The 24,088-nt window shown below is 66.9% G+C and carries 19 protein-coding genes; 13 read left to right on the forward strand and 6 right to left on the reverse strand.

The annotated features are described in order from the left end of the window. Positions 1–32 precede the first annotated feature (32 nt). Genes AC5ZH6_RS25230 through trxA form a run of 4 tightly spaced genes read left to right on the forward strand, consistent with a single transcriptional unit; the run spans position 33 to position 3,565 of the window. On the forward strand, positions 33–698 hold the full coding sequence (locus AC5ZH6_RS25230; protein ID WP_020173253.1) for a class II aldolase/adducin family protein: 666 nt from the start codon (positions 33–35) through the stop codon (positions 696–698). Next, on the forward strand, positions 695–1,537 hold the full coding sequence (locus AC5ZH6_RS25235) for a phosphotransferase family protein (RefSeq protein ID WP_265077079.1): 843 nt from the start codon (positions 695–697) through the stop codon (positions 1,535–1,537). Before AC5ZH6_RS25230 ends, AC5ZH6_RS25235 begins: the two co-directional genes overlap by 4 nt. Beyond that, positions 1,534–3,141 carry a glycerol-3-phosphate dehydrogenase/oxidase gene (locus tag AC5ZH6_RS25240; RefSeq protein ID WP_006369979.1) on the forward strand — a complete coding sequence of 536 codons (1,608 nt, stop codon included), beginning with the start codon at positions 1,534–1,536 and terminating at the stop codon, positions 3,139–3,141. Before AC5ZH6_RS25235 ends, AC5ZH6_RS25240 begins: the two co-directional genes overlap by 4 nt. 46 nt (positions 3,142–3,187) lie before the next feature. Continuing rightward, positions 3,188–3,565 (forward strand): thioredoxin, encoded by a 378-nt coding sequence (trxA, locus tag AC5ZH6_RS25245; protein WP_014361789.1) that lies wholly within the window; start codon positions 3,188–3,190, stop codon positions 3,563–3,565. On the opposite strand, the gene AC5ZH6_RS25250 is transcribed toward trxA, so the two are convergent. Then, positions 3,550–4,191, reverse strand: coding sequence for a TetR/AcrR family transcriptional regulator (locus AC5ZH6_RS25250; RefSeq protein ID WP_288337111.1), 642 nt, complete (start codon positions 4,189–4,191; stop codon positions 3,550–3,552). The two genes, trxA and AC5ZH6_RS25250, sit on opposite strands and share 16 nt — an antisense overlap. A 130-nt stretch (positions 4,192–4,321) precedes the next feature. On the opposite strand from AC5ZH6_RS25250, the gene AC5ZH6_RS25255 reads away from it, so the two are divergent. Both AC5ZH6_RS25255 and AC5ZH6_RS25260 read left to right on the forward strand, forming a co-directional pair. Beyond that, positions 4,322–5,392: a Rieske 2Fe-2S domain-containing protein gene (locus AC5ZH6_RS25255; RefSeq protein WP_288337110.1), complete on the forward strand. Its 1,071-nt coding sequence runs from the start codon at positions 4,322–4,324 to the stop codon at positions 5,390–5,392. Between the two features lie 35 nt (positions 5,393–5,427). Next, positions 5,428–6,507: an NAD(P)H-dependent amine dehydrogenase family protein gene (locus tag AC5ZH6_RS25260; protein WP_288337109.1), complete on the forward strand. Its 1,080-nt coding sequence runs from the start codon at positions 5,428–5,430 to the stop codon at positions 6,505–6,507. 272 nt (positions 6,508–6,779) lie between these two features. Here the strand turns inward: AC5ZH6_RS25260 and AC5ZH6_RS25265 are convergent, their stop codons facing one another. The 3 genes from AC5ZH6_RS25265 to AC5ZH6_RS25275 form a co-directional block, all read right to left on the reverse strand. After that, on the reverse strand, positions 6,780–7,907 hold the full coding sequence (locus AC5ZH6_RS25265) for an FAD-dependent oxidoreductase (RefSeq protein ID WP_288337108.1): 1,128 nt from the start codon (positions 7,905–7,907) through the stop codon (positions 6,780–6,782). Next, on the reverse strand, positions 7,904–8,797 hold the full coding sequence (locus tag AC5ZH6_RS25270) for a DUF1295 domain-containing protein (protein WP_288337107.1): 894 nt from the start codon (positions 8,795–8,797) through the stop codon (positions 7,904–7,906). The genes AC5ZH6_RS25265 and AC5ZH6_RS25270 overlap by 4 nt, the downstream gene beginning before the upstream one ends. A 61-nt stretch (positions 8,798–8,858) precedes the next feature. After that, a complete protein-coding gene (locus tag AC5ZH6_RS25275; RefSeq protein ID WP_288337106.1) occupies positions 8,859–9,791 on the reverse strand; it encodes an oxidoreductase in 933 nt (310 codons plus the stop codon). A gap of 100 nt (positions 9,792–9,891) precedes the next feature. On the opposite strand from AC5ZH6_RS25275, the gene AC5ZH6_RS25280 reads away from it, so the two are divergent. Beyond that, a complete protein-coding gene (locus tag AC5ZH6_RS25280) occupies positions 9,892–10,860 on the forward strand; it encodes an alpha/beta hydrolase family protein (RefSeq protein WP_244421145.1) in 969 nt (322 codons plus the stop codon). Positions 10,861–10,998: 138 nt separating this feature from the next. Here AC5ZH6_RS25280 and AC5ZH6_RS25285 read toward each other — a convergent pair whose 3' ends face one another. After that, complete coding sequence (locus AC5ZH6_RS25285; protein WP_271354343.1) at positions 10,999–12,399, reverse strand: styrene monooxygenase/indole monooxygenase family protein; 1,401 nt, start codon at positions 12,397–12,399, stop codon at positions 10,999–11,001. Between the two features lie 420 nt (positions 12,400–12,819). Between AC5ZH6_RS25285 and AC5ZH6_RS25290 the strand changes: the two genes are divergently transcribed. Together AC5ZH6_RS25290 and AC5ZH6_RS25295 are read left to right on the forward strand one after the other, a co-directional pair. Next, positions 12,820–14,058 carry an acyltransferase gene (locus AC5ZH6_RS25290; RefSeq protein ID WP_288337105.1) on the forward strand — a complete coding sequence of 413 codons (1,239 nt, stop codon included), beginning with the start codon at positions 12,820–12,822 and terminating at the stop codon, positions 14,056–14,058. A 332-nt stretch (positions 14,059–14,390) separates the two neighbouring features. After that, a complete protein-coding gene (locus AC5ZH6_RS25295; protein WP_288337104.1) occupies positions 14,391–15,068 on the forward strand; it encodes an SGNH/GDSL hydrolase family protein in 678 nt (225 codons plus the stop codon). 28 nt (positions 15,069–15,096) lie between these two features. Here AC5ZH6_RS25295 and AC5ZH6_RS25300 read toward each other — a convergent pair whose 3' ends face one another. Continuing rightward, on the reverse strand, positions 15,097–15,699 hold the full coding sequence (locus tag AC5ZH6_RS25300; RefSeq protein ID WP_288337103.1) for a SanA/YdcF family protein: 603 nt from the start codon (positions 15,697–15,699) through the stop codon (positions 15,097–15,099). Positions 15,700–15,837: 138 nt separating this feature from the next. Between AC5ZH6_RS25300 and AC5ZH6_RS25305 the strand changes: the two genes are divergently transcribed. The 4 genes from AC5ZH6_RS25305 (at position 15,838) to AC5ZH6_RS25320 (ending at position 24,084) form a co-directional block, all read left to right on the forward strand. Next, positions 15,838–17,259, forward strand: coding sequence for a WS/DGAT/MGAT family O-acyltransferase (locus tag AC5ZH6_RS25305; RefSeq protein ID WP_035727905.1), 1,422 nt, complete (start codon positions 15,838–15,840; stop codon positions 17,257–17,259). A 186-nt stretch (positions 17,260–17,445) separates the two neighbouring features. After that, a complete protein-coding gene (locus tag AC5ZH6_RS25310) occupies positions 17,446–20,739 on the forward strand; it encodes a heterodisulfide reductase-related iron-sulfur binding cluster (protein ID WP_288337102.1) in 3,294 nt (1,097 codons plus the stop codon). 251 nt (positions 20,740–20,990) lie between these two features. After that, entirely contained in the window at positions 20,991–22,244 is a 1,254-nt protein-coding gene (locus tag AC5ZH6_RS25315; RefSeq protein WP_014361800.1) for a pyridoxal phosphate-dependent aminotransferase, read from the forward strand. Positions 22,245–22,380: 136 nt separating this feature from the next. Further along, on the forward strand, positions 22,381–24,084 hold the full coding sequence (locus AC5ZH6_RS25320; protein WP_020173235.1) for an SDR family oxidoreductase: 1,704 nt from the start codon (positions 22,381–22,383) through the stop codon (positions 24,082–24,084). Positions 24,085–24,088: the final 4 nt, after the last annotated feature.

Genomic DNA, 24,088 nt, shown 5'->3' on the forward strand with positions numbered 1-24,088 from the left:
CTTTGGTTTTCCGTCCACTCACGCTGTTGTGCGTGACAGTCGACACCACCGTTCTGCGCGAACGCGTCGCCGCAATGTCCCGCCACCTCGGCGAACGCGGGCTCTTCATCGGTACCGCGGGCAACGTCAGTGCCCGGGTCGACGGGGTGGTGGCCATCACCGCATCCGGGATCGATCTCACCTCCGCAGACGCCGACGAGGTCACCGTCGTCGACCTCGACGGCGCGGTACTCGACGGTCATCTGTCGCCGAGTTCCGAGGTGGATCTGCATCTCGGGGTGTACCGGCAGCCGCAGTTCGCGGGCCTGTCCGGGGTGGTGCACACCCACTCCCGATTCGCGACGGCGCTGTCCATCGTGTGCACCGAGTTGCCGGTGATCCACTATCAACAGCTCTCCCTGGGCGGATCGCTGCGTGTCGCGCCGTTCGAGACCTTCGGCACCCCCGAGCTCGCCACGGCGGTGCACTCGGCGCTGAGCGGACGCCTCGCGGCACTGATGGCCAATCATGGTGCGGTGGCTCTCGGCAACGATCTCGCCGCCGCCGCCGACAACGCGCTGCTCCTCGAGTGGTTGTGTGAGATCTATTGGCGCGCACATGCCATCGGTGCGCCCCGTACTCTGAACGAGTCCCAGCAGCACGGCGTCATCGAGCATGCGCTGCGCATCGGATACGGCGGCACGAAGGAGATCGGATGACCGCAACACCCGGGCGTCAACTGGCCACCGGTCGCACCGCCGACATCTTCGAGTGGGGTCCCGACCGGGTCGTCAAGGTGTTCACCGGGGCCCTCGACGACGCCGCCATCGCCACCGAGGTCCGCGATTCGATCGAGGCGAATACGTTGGGCATCACCCCGATTCGCTGTCACGGCACCGCTGCGCTCGACGACGGGCGGGTCGGAATCGTCTTCGATCGTCTCCACGGGGTGGCCCTCACCACCGTCGCCGAACGACGCCCCTACCGCATCCCGGCGGTGGCCCGGATGCTCGCCGCCGAGCACGCCCGCATCCACGCCGCCCGCAGCGACGTCTTCCCCGATGTGCGGGAGGTGGCCGTCTCGCTGCTCGACACCGCTCCGTTGTCCGACCTCGACGACCCCGAACGCGACGTGCTGCGCCGTCGAATCCGCGCACTGCCGAGTGGTGATTCGGTGCTGCACCTGGACTTCCATCCGCTCAACGTGTTCGAACACGACGGCGGACTGGCCACGATCGACTGGCAGTCGGCAGCGCTCGGCGACCCCGCCGCCGACGTCGCCGCGACGTCCTTGCTGTTCACCGAAGCCGAATTGTTCCCCGGCATTTCGACGCTGCAACGCGTTGTCTACCAATCGGTTCGGCGGGTGATGTTGCGGTTCTACCTCGCCGAGTACCGACGTCGCACCGGCATCGGACCCGAGCGGATCGCACCGTGGATGACCACTGCCCGCATCCTGCGTCTGGGTTGGCTCAACGTCGAGAGCGAACGTACCGATCTACTCGCCCGCATCCGAGCCGACCTCGGCGGGGCCGATCCTTCCGGGACCGGCCGATGAGTCCCGCACCCCGGTTGCGGCGCAACGACTTCGGCGGTCGCACGACGACGGTCGACGTCCTGGTCATCGGTGGCGGCATCACCGGTGCGGCGATCGCCTATGAAGCGGCGAGCCGCGGACTCGACGTCGCGCTCGTCGAACGGTCCGATTTCGGCGGTGCGACGTCGGCGGCGACGGGCAAACTGATCCACGGCGGACTGCGATACCTCAAGCAGTTCGATATCCGGCTGGTGCGCGAATCCCTGGCGGAGCGGCGGACCCTGATGTCGATCGCCCCGAACCTGGTCTCACCGATCCCGATGGTGCTGCCCGATCCCGGCATCGTCGAACGCCTCGGACTGACTACCTACGACCTCCTCTCGGCCGACCGCAACCGGATCGGCGATCCGACCAAACACATTCCGCGCCATCGCATTCTCGATCACGACGAGCTCGCCGCGCGCGGCCTGGCCGACCTGCATTCCGGCGCCCTGTTCCACGACGCGATGATGGCCTTCCCCGAACGCCTCACCCTGGCCTTCCTGCGCAGTGCCGCCGAGCACGGGGCCCTTGTCGCCAATGGTGTTGCGGTGCAAACGATCATCGGTGGCGGTGGACGTGTGGTCGGGGCGCACATCTGCGATCGGCTGACCGGGGAGGTCGGTGAGGTGCGCGCCCGCGTCACCGTCAACGCGACCGGGCCGTGGGCGCGCGACGTGCTGGCGGGCAGTCCGCTCACCGAAACCCTCGCCGGACCACCGCCGACGGTCCGGTCCGAAGGCATCTATCTCGTCACCCGTGAACTGTCGACGACGATGGTGCTCACCGTTTCCGGGCACGGACATTTCAGTTTCGCGCCGTGGCGTGGGCTCTCACTGATCGGGCCGACCGAGACCCCGTACCGGGGCGCGGTCGAGGACTGGCGACTGACCCGCGCGTCGATCGAGACCTTCCTCGACGCGATCAACTCCGCATCGATGGTCCCGGTCCGGCTCGATCTCGACGACGTCGTCGCGGCCTACGGCGGCTTGCGACCACTGACCGAGCAGAACGGCGAGGACACCTACAACGCCAGTCGCGCTTCGGAACTCGTCGACCACCGCAGGGACGGACTCGCCGGCATCGTCACCGCGACGGGCGGCAAGTACACCAATTCGCGGGCCTTCGCACAGAAGGCGGTCACCACGCTGAGCGAGCGTGAGGGACTGTCGGTACGCCGGAGTTCCAGCGCGTCAACACTTCTCGCGGGCTGCCTACCCACCGGCGAGCACGTCCGGCAGGCCGGCGGGCTCGATGCACGGACGGTCGCGATCGTCGAGCAGATCTTTGGCAGCGACGCCGACGACGTGCTGGCGCGGGCGATCGAGCGCCCGGACCTGGCGCGCACGGTCACCCACGACGGCATCCCCCTCGCGGCCGTGGCCCACTCCGCGCGACACGAATCGCCACGCACCCTGCTCGATCTGCTACTGCGACGCACCGGTATCGGGACGGTGGGTCGGCCCGCCGACGACGACCTCACCGAGATGGCACAGATCGCCGGCGCCGAGCTCGGATGGGACGCGGCGCGGATCACCCGAGAGATCGCCGATGCGCGCGCCGGCCTGGGCGTCCCGGTGGATTGACCGGGTCGTCGGGAATAGGCCCTGGTGGGTCGGCCTTGACAGGGATATGAGTACACACGAGATCACTCTCGAGAACTTCGGAGCCACCGTCGAACAGGACGGCATCGTGCTCCTCGATTTCTGGGCCGGCTGGTGCGGGCCCTGCCGCCAATTCGCGCCGGTCTTCGACAAGGCCGCCCAAGCCCACCCCGACATCACCTTCGGCAAGATCGACACCGAGGCGCAGCAGCAGCTCGCCGGGAGCCTGGGTATCCGTTCGATCCCCACGCTGATGGCCTTCCGCGACGGCGTCCTCGTCTTCAATCAGCCCGGCGCGCTGCCCGCAGCGCAGTTCGAGCAGCTCATCGACGCCGTCGAGGGCCTCGACATGGACGAGGTCCGCGCCGAGATCGCGAAGTCGGAGTCGGATCAGGCCTCGTCCTGACCGCTCTCCTCGGTCGGCGCGAGGTAGGCGACGATGGCGTCGGCGAGTCCGCGACGCGCGACGTCGAGGTCGCTGTAGCTGCCGAGTTGTTTCTCCGAGACCAGCCCCCGCATTGCGCCGGGTAAGAAGGCGGCCACCGCCGTCACACGCTGTGGGTCGATCGTGAGATCGCCGAATGCGTTCTGGCAGGCGGTGTTCCACTGCGGCGCCCACGAGCGCAGTTCGGTGGCGGTCTGCGGGTAGAGGCGTTCGAGTTCTGCGGACTCGCGCGGCAGAGCGGCGCGCAGGGTCTCGATCGCGCGCGAGTCCGGCGCGGTGAGTCCCTCGTACATCAGGTCGACGATGGCGTGGACACGCTCGCGCAGCGAGGTGTGGTGGTCGAAGGCGCGCACCGGTAGGGTCCCGCGGCGCTCCGCGGTACGGCGCAACACCGCCGCCCAGAGTCCGTCGATGTCGCCGAACTGGTATTTGACCGCTCCCCAGGTCGCCCCGATGTCCTTGGCGATGCGGTTGCCCGAGACCGATCCCGGATCACCGGTGGCCAACGACGCCACCGCGGCGTCGAGCATCGCGTCGCGTGTGGCCTGTCCCCGCTTGTTGGGGCGACGCACCGCAGCCTCTGTCATGATCTGGAGCCTACTGCGCGAGGCTTTTCGTAGAACCCTCTTGTATTTTTTCGTAGAGGGTTCTACTTTTCTGGTGGGAATATCGCTCGCGACAGCCCGCGGGCGAGGCGAACTGCCGGAAGGACCCGAGGTGGCCAAGACTCCGTTGTCGATGGAACCGACCGGCTGGTTCCAGGTCGCGTGGTCGGCGGAGATCGAGGTCGGCGCGGTTGTCCGGATGACCTATTTCGGCCAGGAGATGGTCGCGTGGCGGTCGGCGTCGGGCCGGGTCTCGGTCTTCGACGCCTACTGCGAACATCTCGGTGCCCACCTCGGATACGGCGGACATGTCGAGGGCGAGAACCTCGAGTGCCCGTTTCACGGCTGGCAGTGGAACAGCGAAGGGCGCAACGTGTGCATCCCGTACGAGGCGCGCCCGAACAAGGGCCGCCGTATCCGTAGTCACCCGGTCGTCGAGCGCAACGAGTCGATCTGGATCTGGTACGACAAGCACGGTCGCGCACCGTATTTCGAGGTGCCCGACATCTTCACCGCGTTCGGGGACGACGCCGACGCCGCGCGTCGCTACTATCCGCCGGTGCCCGCGGCGATCCGCTGTTGGCGCGGGCTCGAGCTGCACCCGCAGTACGTGCTGGAGAACGGCGTCGATTTCGCGCATTTCCTCTTCGTGCACAAGACACCGTTCATGCCGGAGTTCACCCGGCACGACTTCGACGGCCCGGTGTCCTATGTCGACTTCACCATCGCGTTCGAGGAGGGTAAGACCCTCGAGAATGCCGGCAGCGGAGTCTTTTCCATCAACGCCGGGCTCGGCTGCTCGGTGACGAGGTCCTGGGGCATGATCGAGAACCGGACGATGCCCGCGGTCACCCCGGTCGACGAGCACACCTGCGACGTCCGGTTCACCGTGTGGATCGGCCGCAAACCCGGCGAGGAGAACGCCACCGGGATGACCCCCTACGGGCAGACGATGGCCGACCTGGTCATCGAGCAGTTCGCCGCCGACGTCGAGATCTGGTCGCACCAGCGCTACTCCGACCCACCGGCGTTGTCCCGCAAGGAGTTCGCCGGGTTCACCGCCCTTCGACGCTGGGCTGAGCAGTTCTACCCCGACGGCGAGGATCTGGGAACCGACCCACGCATGCCGCACAGTGGGGCCATCGTTCCGTTGCATCCGTCCGCGCACGTGACCAGCGCCTGATCCCCGACACCACACCACGGCGAGAGGTAATCCCGATGAGCCTTCCCATCCGCGTATTCCAGGTCGCCACCGGCAATCTGGGCACCGAGACCATCAGCCGCATCCAGCGCCACCCGGATCTCGAGCTCGTCGGGCTGCACTGCTACACCGAGGACAAGATCGGCCGCGACGCCGGTGAGATCGTCGGGATGGAACCGATCGGAGTGCGCGCCACCGGGTCCGTCACGGAGATCATCGCCGCGCGCCCGGACGTGGTGACCTTTCACGGTGTCTTCCCCGACGAAGACCTCTACGTGGCGGTCCTCGAAGCGGGGATCGACGTCGTGACCACCGCCGATTGGATCACCGGCTACCACCGCGACACCAACCACCCGCATCCGTCGGGGCGACGCGTCAGCGAGGTGATCGCCGATGCCTGCGCACGTGGCGGGGCAACCTTCTACGGGACCGGGATGAATCCGGGGCTTTGTCAGATCCTCGGCATCGTCAATTCCGCCGACGTCGCCGACATCGAGAACATCACCGTCACCGAGTCGGTCGACGTGTCCTGCCATCACTCCGCGCAGACCTGGCGAGAAGTGGGTTACGGCCTGCCCGTGGATGATCCGCGTCTGCCGGACATGTTGTACAAATACACCGCGGTCTTCGCCGACTCGGTGTATCTGATGGCCGACGCCTTCGACCTCCCACTCGACGAGGTCACGTTCGGCTATGAGCTCGGCGCCTGCACCAAGGACGTCGATCTCGGCTGGTATCAGCTACCGAAGGGATCGCTGGGCGGCAGCTACATCCGGTATCAGGGCATGGTCGGCGGGGTCCCGCGTGTGGAGTCCCACCTCGAGTGGCAGATGACGCCGCACACCGATCCCTCGTGGGACATCAAGGGCTGCTACCTGACTCAGATCCAGGGCGATCCCTGTGTCTACAACAAGCACATGATCTTCCCGCGGCCCGGCGTCGATCTCTCCGATCCGCAGAATTTCGCGTCGATCGGGATGACGGTCACCGGAATGCCCGCGCTGCATGCGATCCGCGCGGTCGTTGCCGCGCCGCCCGGTATTGTCACCAGCGCCGACCTGCCACTGCGTGCGTTCGCCGGACGCTTCGCCGGTTGAGCCTCGCGCGCAGGCATCGTCAGACAGCGACATGCCCCGATCCTCACCGAGGATCGGGGCATGCCCGGTCATGTTCTACTTGACGCCGCTGAAGATGTACTGCAGCACAGCGAGCACGGTGTCGTTGGATTGAATCGCGTTCCACAAGATGTTGTCGATCATGACGGCTCCCCCTTTCACGTGAGACAGGACCACAGAATACAGAACAAACCTGACAGTTGAACCCCGGACTGTAACGTCGAGCAGCGATCAGGTCGTCACCGATCATGTCGTCACCAATCGGGGCCTTCCCGTTCCGGACGTACACCGTGGTAGATCCCACGCCGCACGATGACCGGCCAGAGCACTCTCTCGACCGCCCACGCGGGGAACCGGAACGCGCGGCCGTTGGGCGCGAACACCTGCAGACCGTCGGTCTGCGGACCGAGAACCGACCCCCACCGTCGGGGTGGCGGCCGATAGGTCCGCAGCCGGCCGCCCTGTAGGTGGGCACGGACGTTGTGGGCAACCAGCCGGTCGGCGCGATTGCGTGCCGACGACCTCAGCGGATCGGTGGCGGCGACGTCGCCGACAGCGAAGATGTTCGGATACAACGGGTTCTGCAGGGTCGGCGTCACCTGCACGAAGCCGTCGTCGTCGAGCAGCGCAGTCGGCAGTCCGTCGGTGTTGGGGGCGGTGCGGCCGACCGCCCACACCACGAGGTCGGCCTGCGCCGGGGGCTGGCCGGTGGACCAGTGCACGGTGCCTGCGTCGAGTCGGGTCGTGTCGACGTCGTCGAGGACGGCGCGATGGTCGGGGTGCAGTCGAACACCAGCGCGTTCGAGACGTTCACCGACGGTGCGCCAGGTGCGCGGATGATGCGTCCGCAACGGCGATGGACCGGGAAAATACAAGTCCACCTTGGTATCCAGGCTGTGGGCGGCAATGTTGGCGGCCGCACTGACCGCCGACGCCCCGCCGCCGACGACGATCACCGAACGCGCCTGGCGGACCTGCCGATGATGGTCGGCCAATTCCGCGGACACCTGCTCCTCGTCGCGGAACCGAGTGGTCCGCCAGAACCCGTTGGTGACACCGGTCGCGATGACCAGGGCGTCATACGACTCGTCGAGGGTCGTGCCGTCAGGTCGGGCGACGGTGAGTCGCCGCACGTCGGGGTCCAGTGACGTGATGCGTCCGTGCACGATCGTCGCGGCGTCGAGCGCGCGATATCGCCGGTAGGGCAACGCATATTCGTGTGCCCACGCCTCGGGACGGGTCAACCGCATGCCGAGTTCCTGCCCGCTGATCAGACCCGGTGCGACGGTGATCCCGACGACGTCGGCGCGACGTGCGAGGTGGATCGCGGTGAGGGTGCCGGTGTCGCCGAGCCCGGCGATCACCACCCGTGGTCTGCTCACGCCGGATCGGTCTGCACGGTCGGTCGTGGTGGCCAGGGCACGAACTTCGACACCCGGCCGATCACTCTCGCATAGTCGGGGCGCCGGTCGAGGCTGCGCCGTTCCATCATCGGAATGCTGGCGCCGAGGAACATCGCCAGCATCACCACCGCGCCGACGAACATCCACCACGCATCGGAAGGAGCCGCCGCCACCCCGAACAACGCCAGCGAAAGCCAGAATCCGAACTCGCCGAAGTAATTCGGGTGTCGCGACCACGACCACACCCCGCGATCCATGACCGCTCCGGGCGAGGCCGTCGCAACGAACGCATGCAGCTGACGATCGGCGACGGTCTCGAGACCAAGTGCGGCCACCCCGACCACCAGCGCGACCGCGGTCAGCCACGGCGCCTCGGTATCGGGTTGGCGCACTGCGATGTAGGCGGGCATCAGCGCGAGGAACACCTGCAGCGTCGGGATCAGATGAATCGCGGTGAGATCGACGACGATCTCGCCGCGCCCGGCCTGATCGCGCAACATCGGGTACCGCCAGTCCTCATGGTGGAGTCCGGGAAACCCCTTGGCCCAGTTGACCGTCAGCCGGATCGACCATGCCACGACCAGCGCGGTGAGCAGCCAGCAGTGCACCGCCCCGATTCCCGCGTCGCCGTCGACCCACCACCACACCACCAGCAGCGGCGGGATCACACTCCAATACGCGTCGTAGAAGCTCGAATTGTGGTGTGCCCGACTGAAGATGAAGATCACCAGCGTCGCGAGGACGTCGGCGATCAACGCGTCCAACCATGGCATCGACAGGTGCGGACCCCACAAGAGCCAGACCAGACCGACCGCGATCGCGAGGGTGTAGGCGATTCCGATACGCAGGAAGCCGGCTGATCGAGTCATCGGTCTGATCGTACGGGTCGACGGTCACGTGTACGGGTGAAATCGCCATCGCCCGATTCCCCTACAGATCGACATGCACCCCGGTGAGCTTCTCCGCGCACTCCCACAGCTGCCGGCCCAGTACGGGGTCGGTGGCCTTCTCGGCCAACGGGATCTGGACCGGCGGGCCGCTGAACCCGATGGCGCCCCGCGGGCCGTAGTACTGACCGCCGAGCACCGCCGGATCGGTGGCGGCACGCACGGTGATGAGCGCCCCGCCGGAGGCCTCCATGATGAAGGTGCGCCGCAGCCAGCGCAGTGACGGTGTGGTGAACAGCCACTGCAGGAGTGCGTTCTGATCGCGCATGACACCGGACTGTGTGGCGCCGGGATGCGCGGCGACCGACAGCGCGCGCTGCCCGGCGCGGGTGAGTCTCCGCTGCAATTCGACCGCGTACACCAGCTGGGCGAATTTGGCGCGGGAGTATGCACGTGCGGCGGTGAACCCGCGGTCCATGGTCAGGTCGTCGAAGTCGATCAGGCCCGCGAGATACACCTTGGAACCGACTGTCACGAAGCGCCCCGCCTCGGCGGCCGTCACCGCGCCGAGCAACAACCCGTTGAGCGCGTAATGACCGAGGAAGTTGGTGCCGAAGTCCATCTCGAAGCCGTCCACGGTGAGTTCGCGGCGCTGGCGCATCAGGCCCGCGTTGTCGACGACGAGGTCGATGACGGGATACTCGGCGCAGAGCTTGTCCGCGCACTCCCGAACCGACGCGAGATCGCTGAGGTCGAGGCGCGCGACGTCGAGGTCGGCGTCGGGCACGCTTGCCGCGATGGCGTCACGAGCGTCGGCGGCAGACCGCGGATTGCGGCAGGCCAACACCACCCGCGCACCCAATCCGGCGAGCTGACGTGCGGTTTCCAACCCGATCCCGGAGTTGGCGCCGGTCACCACCGCCACCCGTCCGTGCTGCGAGGGGGCATCCGCCAGACCCCAACCTCTACCGCGCATCGTTGCCCCTCCTGACCTGTGGTGTGCCCTTTGGGTATCACACAGCCGAAATGTCGGTGTCGGATGGGCGGTTCCGACGCGATGGCGACACAATGTGGAGGTGCCCACCGAGCGCGTACCCCCGTCGCCGTCGCGTGTCGCGCGAGTGCGGTCGACGCTCGCGTACGCGGTCGTGGCCCTGTGCGTCGTGCTCGGACTCGCGGCCTGCGCGGGCACCCATGACGCGGCGCCACCCCCGGTGCCCGTGGCACCCGCCGGACTCCGGATTCAGCGCATCGACTACCCGGTGCCCCACGCCGATCCGACTCAGAACTGGATGGATCTGTATCTCCCCGACCATCAGCACCTGGGCCGGATACCGCTGGTGATCCTGATCCACGGTGGTGGATGGGGCAAGACCATCGGCGCAGGCAGCTTCAACGTCTTCGCCGCCACCGTCGCCGACCGCGGCGTGGCCGTACTCAACGTCGAGTACCGCCGTGTGGGCAGCGGCGGTGGCTGGCCGACCACGTTCTCCGACGTCGCCGCCGCCGTCAACGACATCCCGGTCGTGGCCCGGGACTACCCGATCATCGATGCGCGACGATCTGTGGTCGTCGGTCACTCGGCCGGCGCCCAGCTCGCGGTGTGGACCGCCACCCGCGACTACCGCAGCGTCGACGCCCTCGGCGTACCGGTGAGATATCGGCCCGCGGTGGCGATGTCGATCGCCGGGCCGCTCGACATGCGTCGTGCCGCAGCGCTCGGCGACCGCAATGTGGTGCGGGTGCTCGGCGGCCCGCCGCAGCGGGTGCCGCGTCGGTACTCCGCTGTCGATCCGATCCAGAATCTCGACCCGCAGGTCCCGGTGATCGGGCTCGTCGGCAGCCTCGACACCACCGTGCCGGCGATTCTCACCCAGGACTACGTCACCGCCGACACCGCGGTCGGCGGCAATGCCCGACTCATAGTCTTTGCCGGACAAACCCATTCGTCGATCGTTTCGCCGTCGTCAAGAACCTTCGATCGCCTCGTGGACGAAATCGTCGCCGCCGTCGGCCTGACGGCACCGGCGCACGACGATCGCTGATCGAACGCCCCGCATACGAATACAGATTCCACGTGAGCGGACCCTCGACCCCGAAAATCAGGGTTTTTCGGCCAACTTGGTGGAATCTGTATTCGGATGACACAACCGCGGCGGTCGAGAGACCACCGGTGATACCGCTCAGGCGGGGACGGTTTCCTTCTGCTCGGGAGCGGCACTGAACTCCCCGGCCGGTGTGAACCGGGCCAGCACATCGTCGGCGGGCTCGCCGGCCACCGCGGAGATGAAGCCCAACACGTCGTCGCGAGACTTCAACGACAGCAACGGATTCGGATCGGACAGCAGACCGAACAGGGCGGAGGCGATGTCGGTGTTCACCGCCGCTGCCGGGAACGCCAGCTCGAGGTGGGTGGCGAAGTCCGGATCGCCGAGATACAGACGGGTGACCTCGGTGGCCGCGTGACCACGCCGCTCCCAGTGCTTTTCGAACTCGGCGGTCAGCCAGTTCTCGTCGAGGGCGGCATCCGGGTCGTCGGCCAGCCGGGCGCGTGCCGCCTTCACCAGTTCGGCGACCTGGATGAGGGTGTTCGCCGCCCCCTGACCCGCGACGGGGTCGACGGCGATCGCGGTGTCACCGATGGCGGCGACCACATGACCACTCGCGGTGTGTCCGACGGCCTTACGAACCGTCGGAGTCACCGCGCCGGTCAGCCAGGAGTACGGATCGGACTCGATCACCTGCAGCCGCGAGACCACCGGGGCGTCCTTCGGGAAGAACTTCTCGAAGATGTCGAGGACGGTCTGGCGCGCCGATCGCGCGTCGACGACGTTGTCGATGAGCGGCGCCCACTGCCCGTCGGGCTTGGCGAACACGATGAACGACCACGTCGATCCGGCATCCTTGTGCAGGAACGGGCCGACGAAGATCTCGCCGTTGTCGCTGTCGAGATTGAACAGCGAGTGCTGCCCGCCCTCGCGCGAGCGGTAGGCGAATGTGTCCGGGCCGTGGTCGACACCCTCGAGGGTCACCTGGAGAAGCCGGCGCTGCGGCTCGTGATAATGCGTGCGCGATCCGTCGACCTCGAACAGCGCCGACAGGCCACCCTTGCCGGTGGCCACGAGGGTGACGTCGTGGGCGCCGGCGATCTCGTCGAGGCGAGCGGCGTCGACATGTCCCACCTCGAAACGCCCGCCACGGTCCAGGAAACGGCCGAGTCGGTCGTCGGCCCGCAGTCGGAGGTCCACCGCCTGCGCCACATAGCCGTAATCGGGATTGAATGCGAGCACGTCCGCGCGCTCGTCCCCACTGCCCGAATGCAGCCGAACGCTGATGCCGGTGGTGTTACCGACCTCGTAGAGATCCTCGATGATCTCCGCGTCCCACTCCCGCGGCTTGCCGAACAGCACGCCCACCCCCGTCGGCGGCACCTTGTCGCGGAGCTCTTCGCGGTTACGGTCGCTGTAGAGGGTGACGTCGAAACCGGCGTCGGCGAACCCGAGCGCCGCGCTGGTCCCGGCGAGCCCAGCGCCCACCACCGCCACCGACCTCTTCCGCGCTTCCCCGTTGTGCTGATCTGTCATGTGTTGTCCTCTTCCCTTGTCGACCTCGTGGTCCGCTCGGATTCGACGTCGCGGGTCAGGCGTCGCAAGTCGCCCGAGCGGGCAGGTGCGAGTCAGGGTGCCGGGTCCTCAGGAACGGCAAAAGGATTTCGTTCAGTGCAATCTCATCGGTCGCCTGCAGGGAAAGATGAGGTCAGGGCGACGTGCATCAGAAGAGCACATGTCGGATTCGCGAAATTCATGTGATGTTGTTCACTTGGGAACGTACGTCCAGAATTGTCTCAGCGACCCGCAAGGTGGCGCTGATACTGTGACGCTTGATCACGGATAGATCACGACGGTCTTCGGATGCGACGCCGCGTCCGCACGTCGGCGGTGTCGCGGACCACCCCGCGCGACGTGGCGATCATCCGTCCCGAGCAGCCGTTCGAGAGTTGAGGAATGACGACAGCACTCACGCGCGCGACCACCACCGGCGTGCAGACGCAGGCACCTTCGGCCAGCGCCCCGTCCGTCGGGCAGCGCTCCAAGCGGGCCTACCTGCACCACGTCGACCTCATCCGCGCGACGACGTTCTCCCTCGTCATCTTCGTACACTGCCTCACCCAGACCACCGACGAGTTCACCAGCCTGCCGGTCAACACCACCTCGATGCTGTTGCACTTCACCCGCAACACCTTCTTCGCGCTCACCGGCTTCGTGCTGATGTACCAGAACTTCGACAAGCGTGACTTCTCGACGTTCGCCTTCTGGCGTCGGCGCATCAAGCTCGTCATCTTCCCCTACGTGATCTGGTCGTTCATCTACTGGGTCGTCGAGGACATGTGGGTACACGGACGGCTACGCGAGGTCCCGACGAGCCTCAACGAGTTCGGCAAACTCGCGATGTGGGGCCTGTCGGGCTTCCAGATGTACTTCCTGTTCGTGATGTTGCAGGTCTATCTACTCTTCCCGTTGGTCCTGTGGCTGGTGCGGGCGACCGTGGGCAAGCACAAGTGGGTGCTGCTGGCCAGCCTCGCCGCGCAACTCGCGATCACCGCCACCATCACCTATTGGGAACCGCCGGCCTCGATCGCCACCTACTGGTGGCACAACTACGCGACCTTCATCCCGTACCAGTTCTTCATCCTCTACGGTGCGGTCGCCGCAGTGCATCGTGAAGAGATCGGGCGCTGGCTGTCCGGAAAGGGCTGGTGGCTGTTCGGCGCGCTGCTGGCCACGGCCGCCCTCGCCCTGGGTACGTACCTCTACGGGGTGTGGTATGACGGAAAGCCGGTGCACGACAACAACTCCGCGTTCTACCCCGCGCTCGTGCCGTTTCTCGTCGTGGCGATGACGTGCCTGTATGCGGTGGCCGCGCATTGGGGTGAGCACTGGCGCGAGATGACGCCTCGGTTCGCCCGCGCGGTCTCGTTCGCCTCCAACCGGTCCTTCAGCGTGTTCCTCTGCCACGTACTGGTGTTGTTCTTCATCCTGTACCCGCAGATGAACGGCAGGCCCGCGATGCTGGTTCTCATCGGCGAGCCCTGGAGCACCTTCGTCGTGTACCTGCTGACCCTGGCCGGCTCGCTGCTCCTCGTCGAGATCCTGCGTCACCTTCCCGGGTCGCTCTACGTCACCGGACGCCCACGCTTGCCGGTCCCGATGCCGTGGCGTCGGGACCGGGTGTCGCAGAGCTGACCGGGCGCACCGCGAGCACCACGGCCGACGCCGGCCGATAGCAGCTCCGGGCGAGGCATTCCGTCCGCACAGCCGCGCGAATGCACAATGGACCCGTGACGTCATCGGGGACACACCACACCGCTCGGTACCTCGTCACGCTCCTGGTGATCCTCGCGGGTCTCGTCGCGGCTTGCGGCGCACCCGAACCGGCAGGCCCGGCATCATCGCCGGGTGGATCGCCCTCGGACATATCGCGGTCACCATCGGCGCCACCGACGAAGAAGTATGTGGCGCTGGGAAGTTCATATGCGGCGGGACCGGGTGGGACGCGGCTGACCGACAAGCGGTGCATGCGCTCGGCCGACAACTATCCCAGTCTGGTCGCGCGGCGCCTCGGACTCACACTCACCGACGCGAGTTGCTCGGGCGCCGTCGTGGCCGACGTGGTCGACCGCGCCCAACCGGGACGGGCGAGTCGACCACAGATCGACGTGCTCACCCCCGACACCTCGCTGGTGACCGTCACGGTGGGCGGCAACAACATCCGCTACGTCGGACGAGTCATGGCCTACAGTTGCCAGGCGGTCGGCCCGGTCGTCGGGGTACGTCCGGAGCACTGCAATGCCAAGCCCTCCCCACCTCCGGGTGCGCGCGAATTCGCCCATCTCACCGACGATCTGGTTCGCATGCTGCGAGCGATTCACCAACGCGCGCCGCGGGCGTCGGTCCTGTTCGTCGACTATCTCCCGCTCGTCGACGGCACGCAGTGCGACCTGCTGCCCTTGACCACCGAGCAGCAGGCCGAAACCGACGCCGTGTATCGCGGGCTGAACGCCGCCATCGCGACCGCGTCGAAACGCGGTGACGCGCGCGTCGTGGCGGTGTCGACGGCCGGGCGAGACCACGGGGTGTGCTCACCGGTTCCGTGGCTGCTCGGATACCAGGGGCCGGCCCCCTATCACGAGACTCCGGCGGGCAAGGCGGCAATCGCCGACTTGGTGTCCGAATCGGCGCGCGGCACAACCTGATCGGCATTACGGAACCGGAGCGTCGCCGTCACCATCCGGTCACCGCCGTCACCAGTGCTCTGGGTCGTGCGAGCAGCGCCTCACGGATCACGTTGCGCGCCTGCGTGATCACCGAGCACTCGCACCGCGCATCCACACCGGTGGCGTCGACACCGAGACTGCGGCACAACGCAATCGCACGCGGGATGTGGAAGTCCTGCGTGATGAGCACCGGACGATCGACGCCGTACACCGTGTGCAGGCGTCGACAGGTGTCCGCGGTATCGAACCCCGCGGGATCGTCGACGATCACCCCCGACGGCACACCCCGCTGTTCGAGATAGGCGCGCATCACCGCGGGCTCGTCACCGGCATCGGCAGAACCGTTGCCGGAGTTGATGATCCGAGCAACCGCACCGGATCGGTACAGGTCCAGCGCGGTGTCGAGACGGCCCCGGACATAGTCGCCGGGATCACCATCGGAGACCAGGGATCCGAAGACGACAACCGTCGAGCCGCGGGGCACCCGATCCGGCGCCAGCACACGACCATGGGCAGCGACGAACACCCATGTCGCCGCGATGGTGACGACGAGTTCGACGACGATCAGCGCCACCGGGATCGCACGCCGGGCCGCGCTCCGCAGATCCACCCGCCCACCGTAGCCCGACCCGCCAACGGGCACCCGGGACCTTTGGCCTGCGTCGATGGATCTCGTGTGGGCGCCTGCCGCAAGAGGCGGTAGTGTGATCCCAGCCACAGTTCGAGTCAGCAGGAGGGGGTGGCCCGCATGCCGTACATGCCGATCACGGAATCGATGTTTCTCATCGCCGAGACCCGCGAGCAGCCGATGCACGTCGGAGGGCTGCAGCTGTTCGTCCCGCGCGAGGGCCAGTCGTCGAACGAGCTGGCCGAGGAGATGGTCGAGCGATTTTACGCCTGCACCGAGCTGCATTCACTGTTCCGCAAGCGCCCGGCGAGTCCGGCCAGCGTCATGGGATATACGGCGTGGTCGTTCGACGAGGAGATCGACTTCGACTACCACGTGCGTCGCGCCGTTCTACCCCGGCCCGGCCGCGTCCGGGAGCTGCTGCGTTACGTGTCGCTGCACCACAGCGCGCTGCTCGATCGCAATCGTCCGATGTGGGAGGTGCACATCGTCGAGGGTCTCGACGACGGCCGCGTCGCGCTCTACACGAAGATCCATCACTCGCTCATCGACGGCGTCTCGGCGCTGCGGATGCTGCAACGGACCCTGTCCACCGATCCCGACGACCGGAGCGGGTCGGCGCCGTGGGATCCGGCGCTCTATCGGCGATCCCGTAAACCCAAGGCGCCGAGCCCCTCCCGCATCCCCGGCCTGTCCGGCGCGATGGGACTGGCGGGTGCGGCTCTCGAGGTCGGCGGACAGCTCGTCGGCATGGTCCCCGCCACCACCAAGATCGCGTGGACGGCGATGACCAACAAGGACTTCGCCGCACCGTTCCGTCCGGCACCCAAGACGATCCTCGACGTCCCGATCGGCAGTGCACGCAGGTTCGCCGCCCAGCAGTGGCCCACCGAGCGCCTGCGGGCGGTCGCCCAGCAGATGGACATCACCCTCAACGACGTGGTCATCGCCATGTGCTCGGGTGCGCTGCGGTCCTATCTGATCGACCGCGACGCCCTGCCGTCGGCGCCACTGATCGCCGCGGTCCCGGTGTCGATGCACCTCGGTGGCCCCGACGGCAAGGACGGCAACTCGATCACCGCGATCCTGGCGAACATGGCCACCGATCAGCCCGATCCCGAGCGTCGGCTGCACACCCTGGTGAATTCGATGCGCGAGTCGAAGAAGGTGATCCGCGGACTCGCCCCGCTCCAGGCGCTCGCGTACGGCGCCGCGACGATCGCCTCGCTGGCGTTCGCCACCATCCCCGGCTTCGTGCGGTACACGCCGCCGCAGTTCAACATCATCATCAGCAACGTGCCGGGCCCGAGTGAGCACATGTACTGGAATGGCGCCCGCCTCGACGGCGTCTACCCGGTGTCGGTCGCCATGGAGGGCCTCGCGCTCAACATCACCGTCACCACGACCGCCGAGCACGTGAACTTCGGCCTGATCGGCGCCCGTAAGGAATTGCCGAGCCTGCAGCGGCTGCTGACCCATCTCGACACCGCCCTCGAGGAACTCGAGAAGGTCGCAAATGTCACACCCGCCGGTACTGACTAGACAGTAAGTTACCGGCGGGTATTCTTTTCTGGACAACTCCGAAGACCGACCGAACGTTACTTAGGTCAGCCTTGGCAGCGCTTGCACGTCCTCAGCAATTACGGTTACCCGTAGTAGACGTCGGACCCCGCGCACATCAGCCCGCGCCGGAAGGTCTCTAGACAACCAGAGAGGGGCCGTGACGCCGTGAATGCCACGACGATCACCATCGGCACGATTGCCGCGGTCATCAGCCTGTTCTGCTGGGCGTTGTTCCTGCGCGGCGTGTGGACAATGATCCGCGCCATCGCACAGGGCCAGCGCGTCGACAGTTCACGCTACTTCCCGATCCTCCCGCGACTGTGGACGATGCTCAAGGAGTTCGTCGGCCACACCCGGATGGTGAAGTTCCGAACGGTCGGCTGGGCGCACTGGCTGGTGATGTTCGGCTTCCTCATCGGCGCGATCTTTTGGTTCGAGGCCTACGGGCAGATCTTCGACCCGCACTTCCACTGGCCGGTCATCGGCGCCTGGAACATCTACATCTTCGCCGACGAGGTCCTCGGCCTCGGCACCGTCATCGGCATCACCGTGCTGATGATCATCCGCCAGCTCAATCACCCGCGGGTACCCGAGCGCCTGTCGCGCTTCTCCGGCTCCCGTTTTGGTGCCGCGTACTTCGTCGAGTGGGTGGTGCTGCTCGAGGGTCTGGGCATGGTCTTCGTCAAGACCTTCAAGATCTCGGCCGGCCTCGAGAATCCGCCCATCTGGACCTCCTTCTTCACCCACTACTTCGCCCAGCTCTTCGAAGGGTCCTCGGAGTACTGGGTCACCGGTGCCGCGGTCATCAAGCTAATGAGCGGCATGATCTGGCTGGCCGTGGTGGGCTCCAACATCGACTGGGGTGTGGCCTGGCACCGCTTTGCCGCGTTCTTCAACATCTATCTCAAGCGCGAGGCCGACGGCGGTGTCGCACTGGGTGCGGCCAAGCCGATGATGTCGGCGGGCAAGGTCCTCGACATGGAGACCGCCGACCCCGACGTCGACGCCTTCGGTGCCGGCAAGGCCGAGGACTTCTCCTGGAAGGCGTGGTTGGACTTCACCACGTGTACCGAGTGCGGCCGTTGCCAGAGCCAGTGCCCGGCATGGAACACCGGAAAACCGTTGAGCCCCAAGCTGCTCATCATGTCGCTGCGCGATCACGCGCAGGCCAAGGCGCCCTACCTGATCGCCGGTGGCCGCACCGACATGGGTGGCGACGAGGTGGGTCTCGTCGACGCCGACGGCAATCCCGACGAGGCCAAGCTCGCCAAGATCCCCGAGGCCGCGCGTGCCGAGGCCGCCCGCAAGCTGGTCGGCGAGTCGGCCGGCACCGGGGCGATCGACGGTGAACTCGGTGCGGTCATCGACACCGAAACCCTGTGGAGCTGCACCACCTGCGGGGCGTGTGTGGAGCAGTGCCCGGTCGACATCGAGCACGTCGACCACATCATCGACATGCGCCGCTACCAGGTGCTCATCGAGTCGGACTTCCCGACCGAGCTCGCGGGCATGTTCAAGAACCTGGAGAACAAGGGCAACCCGTGGGGCCAGAACTCCTCGGCGCGCACCAACTGGATCGACGAGATGGACATCGAGATCCCGGTGTTCGGCCAGGACGTCGAATCGTTCGAGGGCTTCGAGTACCTGTTCTGGGTGGGTTGTGCCGGCGCCTATGAGGACCGCGCGAAGAAGACCACCAAGGCCGTCGCCGAGCTGCTCGACATCGCCGCGGTGAACTTCCTGGTCCTCGGCGAGGGTGAGACCTGTACGGGTGACTCGGCTCGCCGCGCGGGCAACGAGTTCCTGTTCCAGATGTTGGCGCAGCAGAACATCGAGATGATGAACGAGGTCTTCTCGACGGCTCCGCAGCAGCGCAAGAAGATCGTTGTCACCTGTGCGCACTGTTTCAACGCGCTGGGCAACGAGTACCCGCAGCTGGGCGCGACATACGAGGTCGTGCATCACACCCAGTTGCTGAACCGCCTGGTTCGGGAGAAGCGTCTGGTCCCCGTCGCGCCGCTCGGTGAGGGCGTGACCTATCACGACCCCTGCTACCTCGGTCGGCACAACAAGGTCTACGACGCCCCGCGCGAGCTGATGGCGGCCTCCGGGTCGAACCTGCGGGAGATGCCGCGCCACGGCGAACGGTCCATGTGCTGCGGCGCCGGTGGCGCCCGCATGTGGATGGAAGAGCAGATCGGCAAGCGCATCAACATCGACCGGGTCGACGAGGCACTCGACACCCTCGGCGACAAGATCGGTGGCGACGTCCCGCAGAAGGTCGCCACCGGTTGCCCGTTCTGCCGCGTGATGCTCACCGACGGGGTGACCGCCCGGACCTCGGGCACCGAGAACGAGGGCAAGGTCGAGGTCGTCGACGTCGCACAGTTGCTGCTGGAGTCGGTTACGCGTGGGGCCCCCGAGGTCAAGCGTGGTGGACGTTTCCTCGGTCCGATTCCCAAGCCGGCACCGGAGCCGGAGCCCGAACCCGAGGAGGAGAAGGCTCCTGCCGCGGCCGCCGCATCTGCCGGTGCCACGACCGAGGCCAAGCCGAAGCCGAAGGTCGGCCTGGGTATGAAGGGCGGCAAGAAGCCCGGTGCTGCCAAGGCCGCCAACGCGGATTCGGCTGAGGCCGGCTCGGGCGAGGCCGCGGCAGCCGAGAAGAAGCCTGCCGCCAAGGGATTCGGGATGAAGGGCGGCAAGAAGCCCGGGGCCGCCGCGAGTTCTGCCCCGGCGCCTGCTGCCGACGCCGGCTCGACCGAGACCGCAACCGCCGAAAAGAAGCCCGCCGCCAAGGGATTCGGGATGAAGGGCGGCAAGAAGCCCGGTGCCGCCGCGAAGTCCGCTGCGCCCGCACCGGCCGAGCAGGAGTCGTCGGCCGCGGTCGCCGACGCCGCCACCGAATCCGGTGAGACCAGCGGTGCTCCGAAGAAGGCCGCCGCCAAGGGCTTTGCGATGAGTGGCGGCAAGAAGCCCATGAAGAAGCCCGGGAGCGCTGCAAAGGCCCCGGCGCAACCGAATGCGGCCGCTGCCGACGCCGGAGTGACCGCCCCCGCGGAAAACCAGGTGGACGACGCCGAGTCCGCGCCCGACGCCGCGGCGACCGCCGATACCGAGTCGGCCGGCACGGCGAGCGCGGTGACCGAGGCGAGTACCGCCAAGGCCAAGGGCTTCGGTATGGCCGCAGGCAAGAAGCGCCCCGGGGCGAAGACTGCCGCCGCACCCGCCGCACCCGCGACAGCGCCCGAAACAACGTCGACAGCGCCCGAAGAAACCGCGACAGCGCCTGCTGAGGAGCCGACGGCGCCTGCCGAGGACGAAACCCCTGCGGCGTCGTCCGACGGATCGGCGTCCAACGGATCAACATCGGACGATCGGACGATCGGCGAGGTCGGTGCGTCGAAGGCCAAGGGCTTCGGATTGGCCGCGGGCAAGAAGCGGCCCGGTCACCGGTCGTGACGATCGACGCCTGAATATCCGCTCACAACGAGCCCGCCCGGTGAATTCCGGGCGGGCTCGTTGCTTTCGGCTCGTCGAAGGGCGCTGTCGACGCCATGAGGAGCGCTGTCGGCGAAATGAAGGGCGCCGTCGCGGGTTTACTGGGCGCCGTCGGCGAAAACAGAGGGCGCTGTCGGCGAAACAGGGGGCGCCGCGAGCGCGCTCACCAACCCCGAGAAATCGATTTGCCTGCGGCTGCGACAATTGAACCCGTGAGTAGGCCTTACGTATCCCACCTGAACCAGAACCTCAAGCCGCTCGAGCAGTCCCTGAAGCTGCAGAACGTGTGCTACGAGATCAGGGGGCCGGTGCACGCGCACGCGGCCCGGTTGGAGGCCGAGGGCCACCGGATCATGAAGCTCAACATCGGCAACCCGGCGCTGTTCGGCTTCGAGGCTCCCGACGTCATCATGCGCGACATGATCCACGCCCTGCCCTACTCCCAGGGGTACTCCGAGTCCGCGGGCGTGCTGTCCGCCCGGCGGGCCGTCGTGACGCGCTATGAGCTCATCCCCGACTTCCCGTACTTCGACGTCGACGACGTGATCCTCGGCAACGGTGTCTCCGAGCTGATCACGATGACGATGCAGGCGCTGCTCAACGACGGCGACGAGGTCCTCATCCCGGCACCGGACTATCCACTCTGGACCGCGATGACCGCGCTGTCCGGCGGTCAGCCGGTGCACTATCGGTGCGACGAGAGCAACGGCTGGAACCCCGACATCGAGGACGTCGAGGCCAAGATCACCGACCGCACCAAGGCCCTTGTGATCATCAACCCGAACAACCCGACGGGCGCGGTCTACTCACGCGAGGTGCTCGAAAAACTGGCCGACATCGCGCGCAGACATTCGCTGCTGATCCTGGCCGACGAGATCTACGACAAGATCCTCTACGACGACGCCGTCCACACCAACATCGCCTCCTTGGCCCCGGATCTGTTGTGCCTCACCTTCAATGGGCTCTCCAAGGCCTACCGCGTGTGCGGTTATCGCGCCGGCTGGGTGGTCCTCACCGGCCCGAAGGAGCACGCGCAGGGCTTCATCGAGGGCCTCGGCATCCTCGCCTCGACGCGATTGTGTTCCAACGTGCCCGGCCAGCACGCGATTCAGGTGGCCCTCGGCGGGTATCAGAGCATCGACGCGCTCGTCGAGCCGGGCGGACGGCTGTACGAGCAGCGCAACGTCACGTGGGAGAAGCTCAATCAGATCCCCGGCGTCAGTTGCGTCAAACCCAGCGGCGCGCTGTATGCCTTCCCCCATCTCGACCCCGAGGTCCACGAGATCCACAACGACGAGCTGTTCGTCCAGGATCTGCTGCTACAGGAGAAGATCCTTGTGGTGCAGGGCACCGGCTTCAACCTCGACGACCACAACCACTTCCGGATCGTCACCCTGCCGTGGGCACGTGAGCTCGGCGAGGCGATCGAGCGGATCGGCAACTTCCTCTCCTCGTACCGCCAGTAGCCAACCCGCAGTCACAGGTACCGACACACCGACGTCCGAGCCCCGGACGTCGGTGTTCTCGTATGCAGAGCCTGCCCATTGGCTATTCCTGTAACCGTTGGTAACGTGTACTCCCATCCAGGGGATCGAGGAGTCGATGGTGAGTTGGAAGCGGCGCAGAAACGTCAACAGCGCAGGGGTGAACCTCGCACTGTTCGAGGCGGTCGCCGACGACGGCACCGCCACCGACGACGACCTGCCGACAATCCTTCTCGTGCACGGTTGGCCCGATACCCACGCCGTGTGGGACGGCGTCGCCTCCCATCTGGCCCGCCACGCTCGGGTCTTCGCCTACGACACCCGCGGCATGGGTGACAGCGATCGCCCGCTGCCGGTGTCGGCGTATCGGATCGAGAATCTCGCCGACGATCTGTTCGCCGTGGCGGCCGCGGTCAACCCGGGCGGCAAGGTTCACGTCGTTGCCCACGACTGGGGATCCATCCAGAGTTGGGAGGCCGTCTCGCGCAGCGGCGCCGCAACGCAGATCGCATCGTTCACCTCGATCTCCGGGCCGAGCCTCGACCACGTCGGAGCCTTATTGCGCCACAACATCACTCACCCGACGCCACGCAATCTGGGCACCTCCATCTCGCAGATGGTCAGCTCCACCTACATCGGCCTGTTCCATCTACCGGTGCTGCCTCGACTGTTTCTCGGAGTTCTCGGCTCCCCGCGGGTGTGGCGCGAGTTCCTGCATCTGATGGACGGCACACCGCGCGATGCGATCACCACCGCCCCGACGCTACGCCGCGACATGAACTCCGGGGTCCGGTATTACCGCGCCAACATCCTTCGGCGCCTGCTGTTCCCGTCCCCGCGTACGGTCGCGGTACCGGTTCTCGAACTGCTCAACACCCGCGACTTCGCGATCCGTCCGGCAACGTTCTCGACCACCCACCGCTACGTCACCCGGCTGTGGCGCCGCGACGCCGCGACCGGGCATTGGCTGCCCTCGACGCACCCCGCCTACATCGCCGAGAACGTACGCAACCTCCTCGCCACCCTCGACGGCGATCGTCTCGTCCCCGAGAGCTTTTCGCGAACACGACGTTTCGGCCCCGGGCAGGCGTTCACGGGCCGGCTCGCGGTCATCACCGGAGCGGGCAGCGGTATCGGCCGCGAAACGGCACGGGCCCTCGCCGAACTCGGATGCGACGTCGTCCTCGCCGACATCGACACCACAGGCGCCGAGGAGACCGCCCGCCTGTGCAAGGAAAGCGGCTCGGCCACAGCGGTATACCACCTCGACGTCGCCGACACCGACGCCTTCATCGACTTCGCGAAGGACGTCGAGCGTGAGCACGGGGTCCCCGACATCGTCGTGAACAACGCCGCGATCGGGCTCTCCGGATCGTCGCTCGACGCCACCGACGAACAGATCGATCGCCTGTTGGAGATCGATCTTCGCGGTGTCCTCACCGGGTGCCGGGAGTTCGGCCGACAGATGGTGACCCGCGGAACCGGCGGCCACATCGTCAATCTCGCGTCCGCGGCGGCCTTCACCCCGCAACGGGGGCTGGGCATCTTCGCCGCGGCCAAGGCCGGGGTGTTGCTCTACAGCGAATCGTTACGCGCGGAGCTGGCCGAGCATCACATCGGCGTCAGCGCCATCTGCCCCACCGTGCGCGACACACCGGACGCCGACGAGGTCGCCACACAGATCGTCACAGCGATCCGAGCCGACAAGGCCGTGGTGCCGGTGACAACCGAAGCCCGGATCGGTTATCGCCTCTACCGTTTCACCCCGTGGATCTCTCGTGTCATCGCCCGACGTCAGGTCGTCGGCGCGACGCGACCGTGAAAGG

The sequence above is a fragment of the Gordonia sp. YC-XJ4 genome (assembly GCF_059511865.1).

What these genes read in the sequence shown, in the direction of transcription:
- trxA (WP_014361789.1), top strand. Translation starts at nt 3,188, where the DNA reads ATGAGTACACACGAGATCACTCTCGAGAACTTCGGAGCCACCGTCGAA.
- AC5ZH6_RS25320 (WP_020173235.1), top strand. Translation starts at nt 22,381, where the DNA reads ATGGTGAGTTGGAAGCGGCGCAGAAACGTCAACAGCGCAGGGGTGAAC.
- AC5ZH6_RS25295 (WP_288337104.1), top strand. Translation starts at nt 14,391, where the DNA reads ATGCGCTCGGCCGACAACTATCCCAGTCTGGTCGCGCGGCGCCTCGGA.
- AC5ZH6_RS25250 (WP_288337111.1), bottom strand. Translation starts at nt 4,191, where the DNA reads ATGACAGAGGCTGCGGTGCGTCGCCCCAACAAGCGGGGACAGGCCACA.
- AC5ZH6_RS25285 (WP_271354343.1), bottom strand. Translation starts at nt 12,399, where the DNA reads ATGACAGATCAGCACAACGGGGAAGCGCGGAAGAGGTCGGTGGCGGTG.
- AC5ZH6_RS25240 (WP_006369979.1), top strand. Translation starts at nt 1,534, where the DNA reads ATGAGTCCCGCACCCCGGTTGCGGCGCAACGACTTCGGCGGTCGCACG.
- AC5ZH6_RS25270 (WP_288337107.1), bottom strand. Translation starts at nt 8,797, where the DNA reads ATGACTCGATCAGCCGGCTTCCTGCGTATCGGAATCGCCTACACCCTC.
- AC5ZH6_RS25235 (WP_265077079.1), top strand. Translation starts at nt 695, where the DNA reads ATGACCGCAACACCCGGGCGTCAACTGGCCACCGGTCGCACCGCCGAC.
- AC5ZH6_RS25275 (WP_288337106.1), bottom strand. Translation starts at nt 9,791, where the DNA reads ATGCGCGGTAGAGGTTGGGGTCTGGCGGATGCCCCCTCGCAGCACGGA.
- AC5ZH6_RS25305 (WP_035727905.1), top strand. Translation starts at nt 15,838, where the DNA reads ATGCCGTACATGCCGATCACGGAATCGATGTTTCTCATCGCCGAGACC.
- AC5ZH6_RS25260 (WP_288337109.1), top strand. Translation starts at nt 5,428, where the DNA reads ATGAGCCTTCCCATCCGCGTATTCCAGGTCGCCACCGGCAATCTGGGC.
- AC5ZH6_RS25290 (WP_288337105.1), top strand. Translation starts at nt 12,820, where the DNA reads ATGACGACAGCACTCACGCGCGCGACCACCACCGGCGTGCAGACGCAG.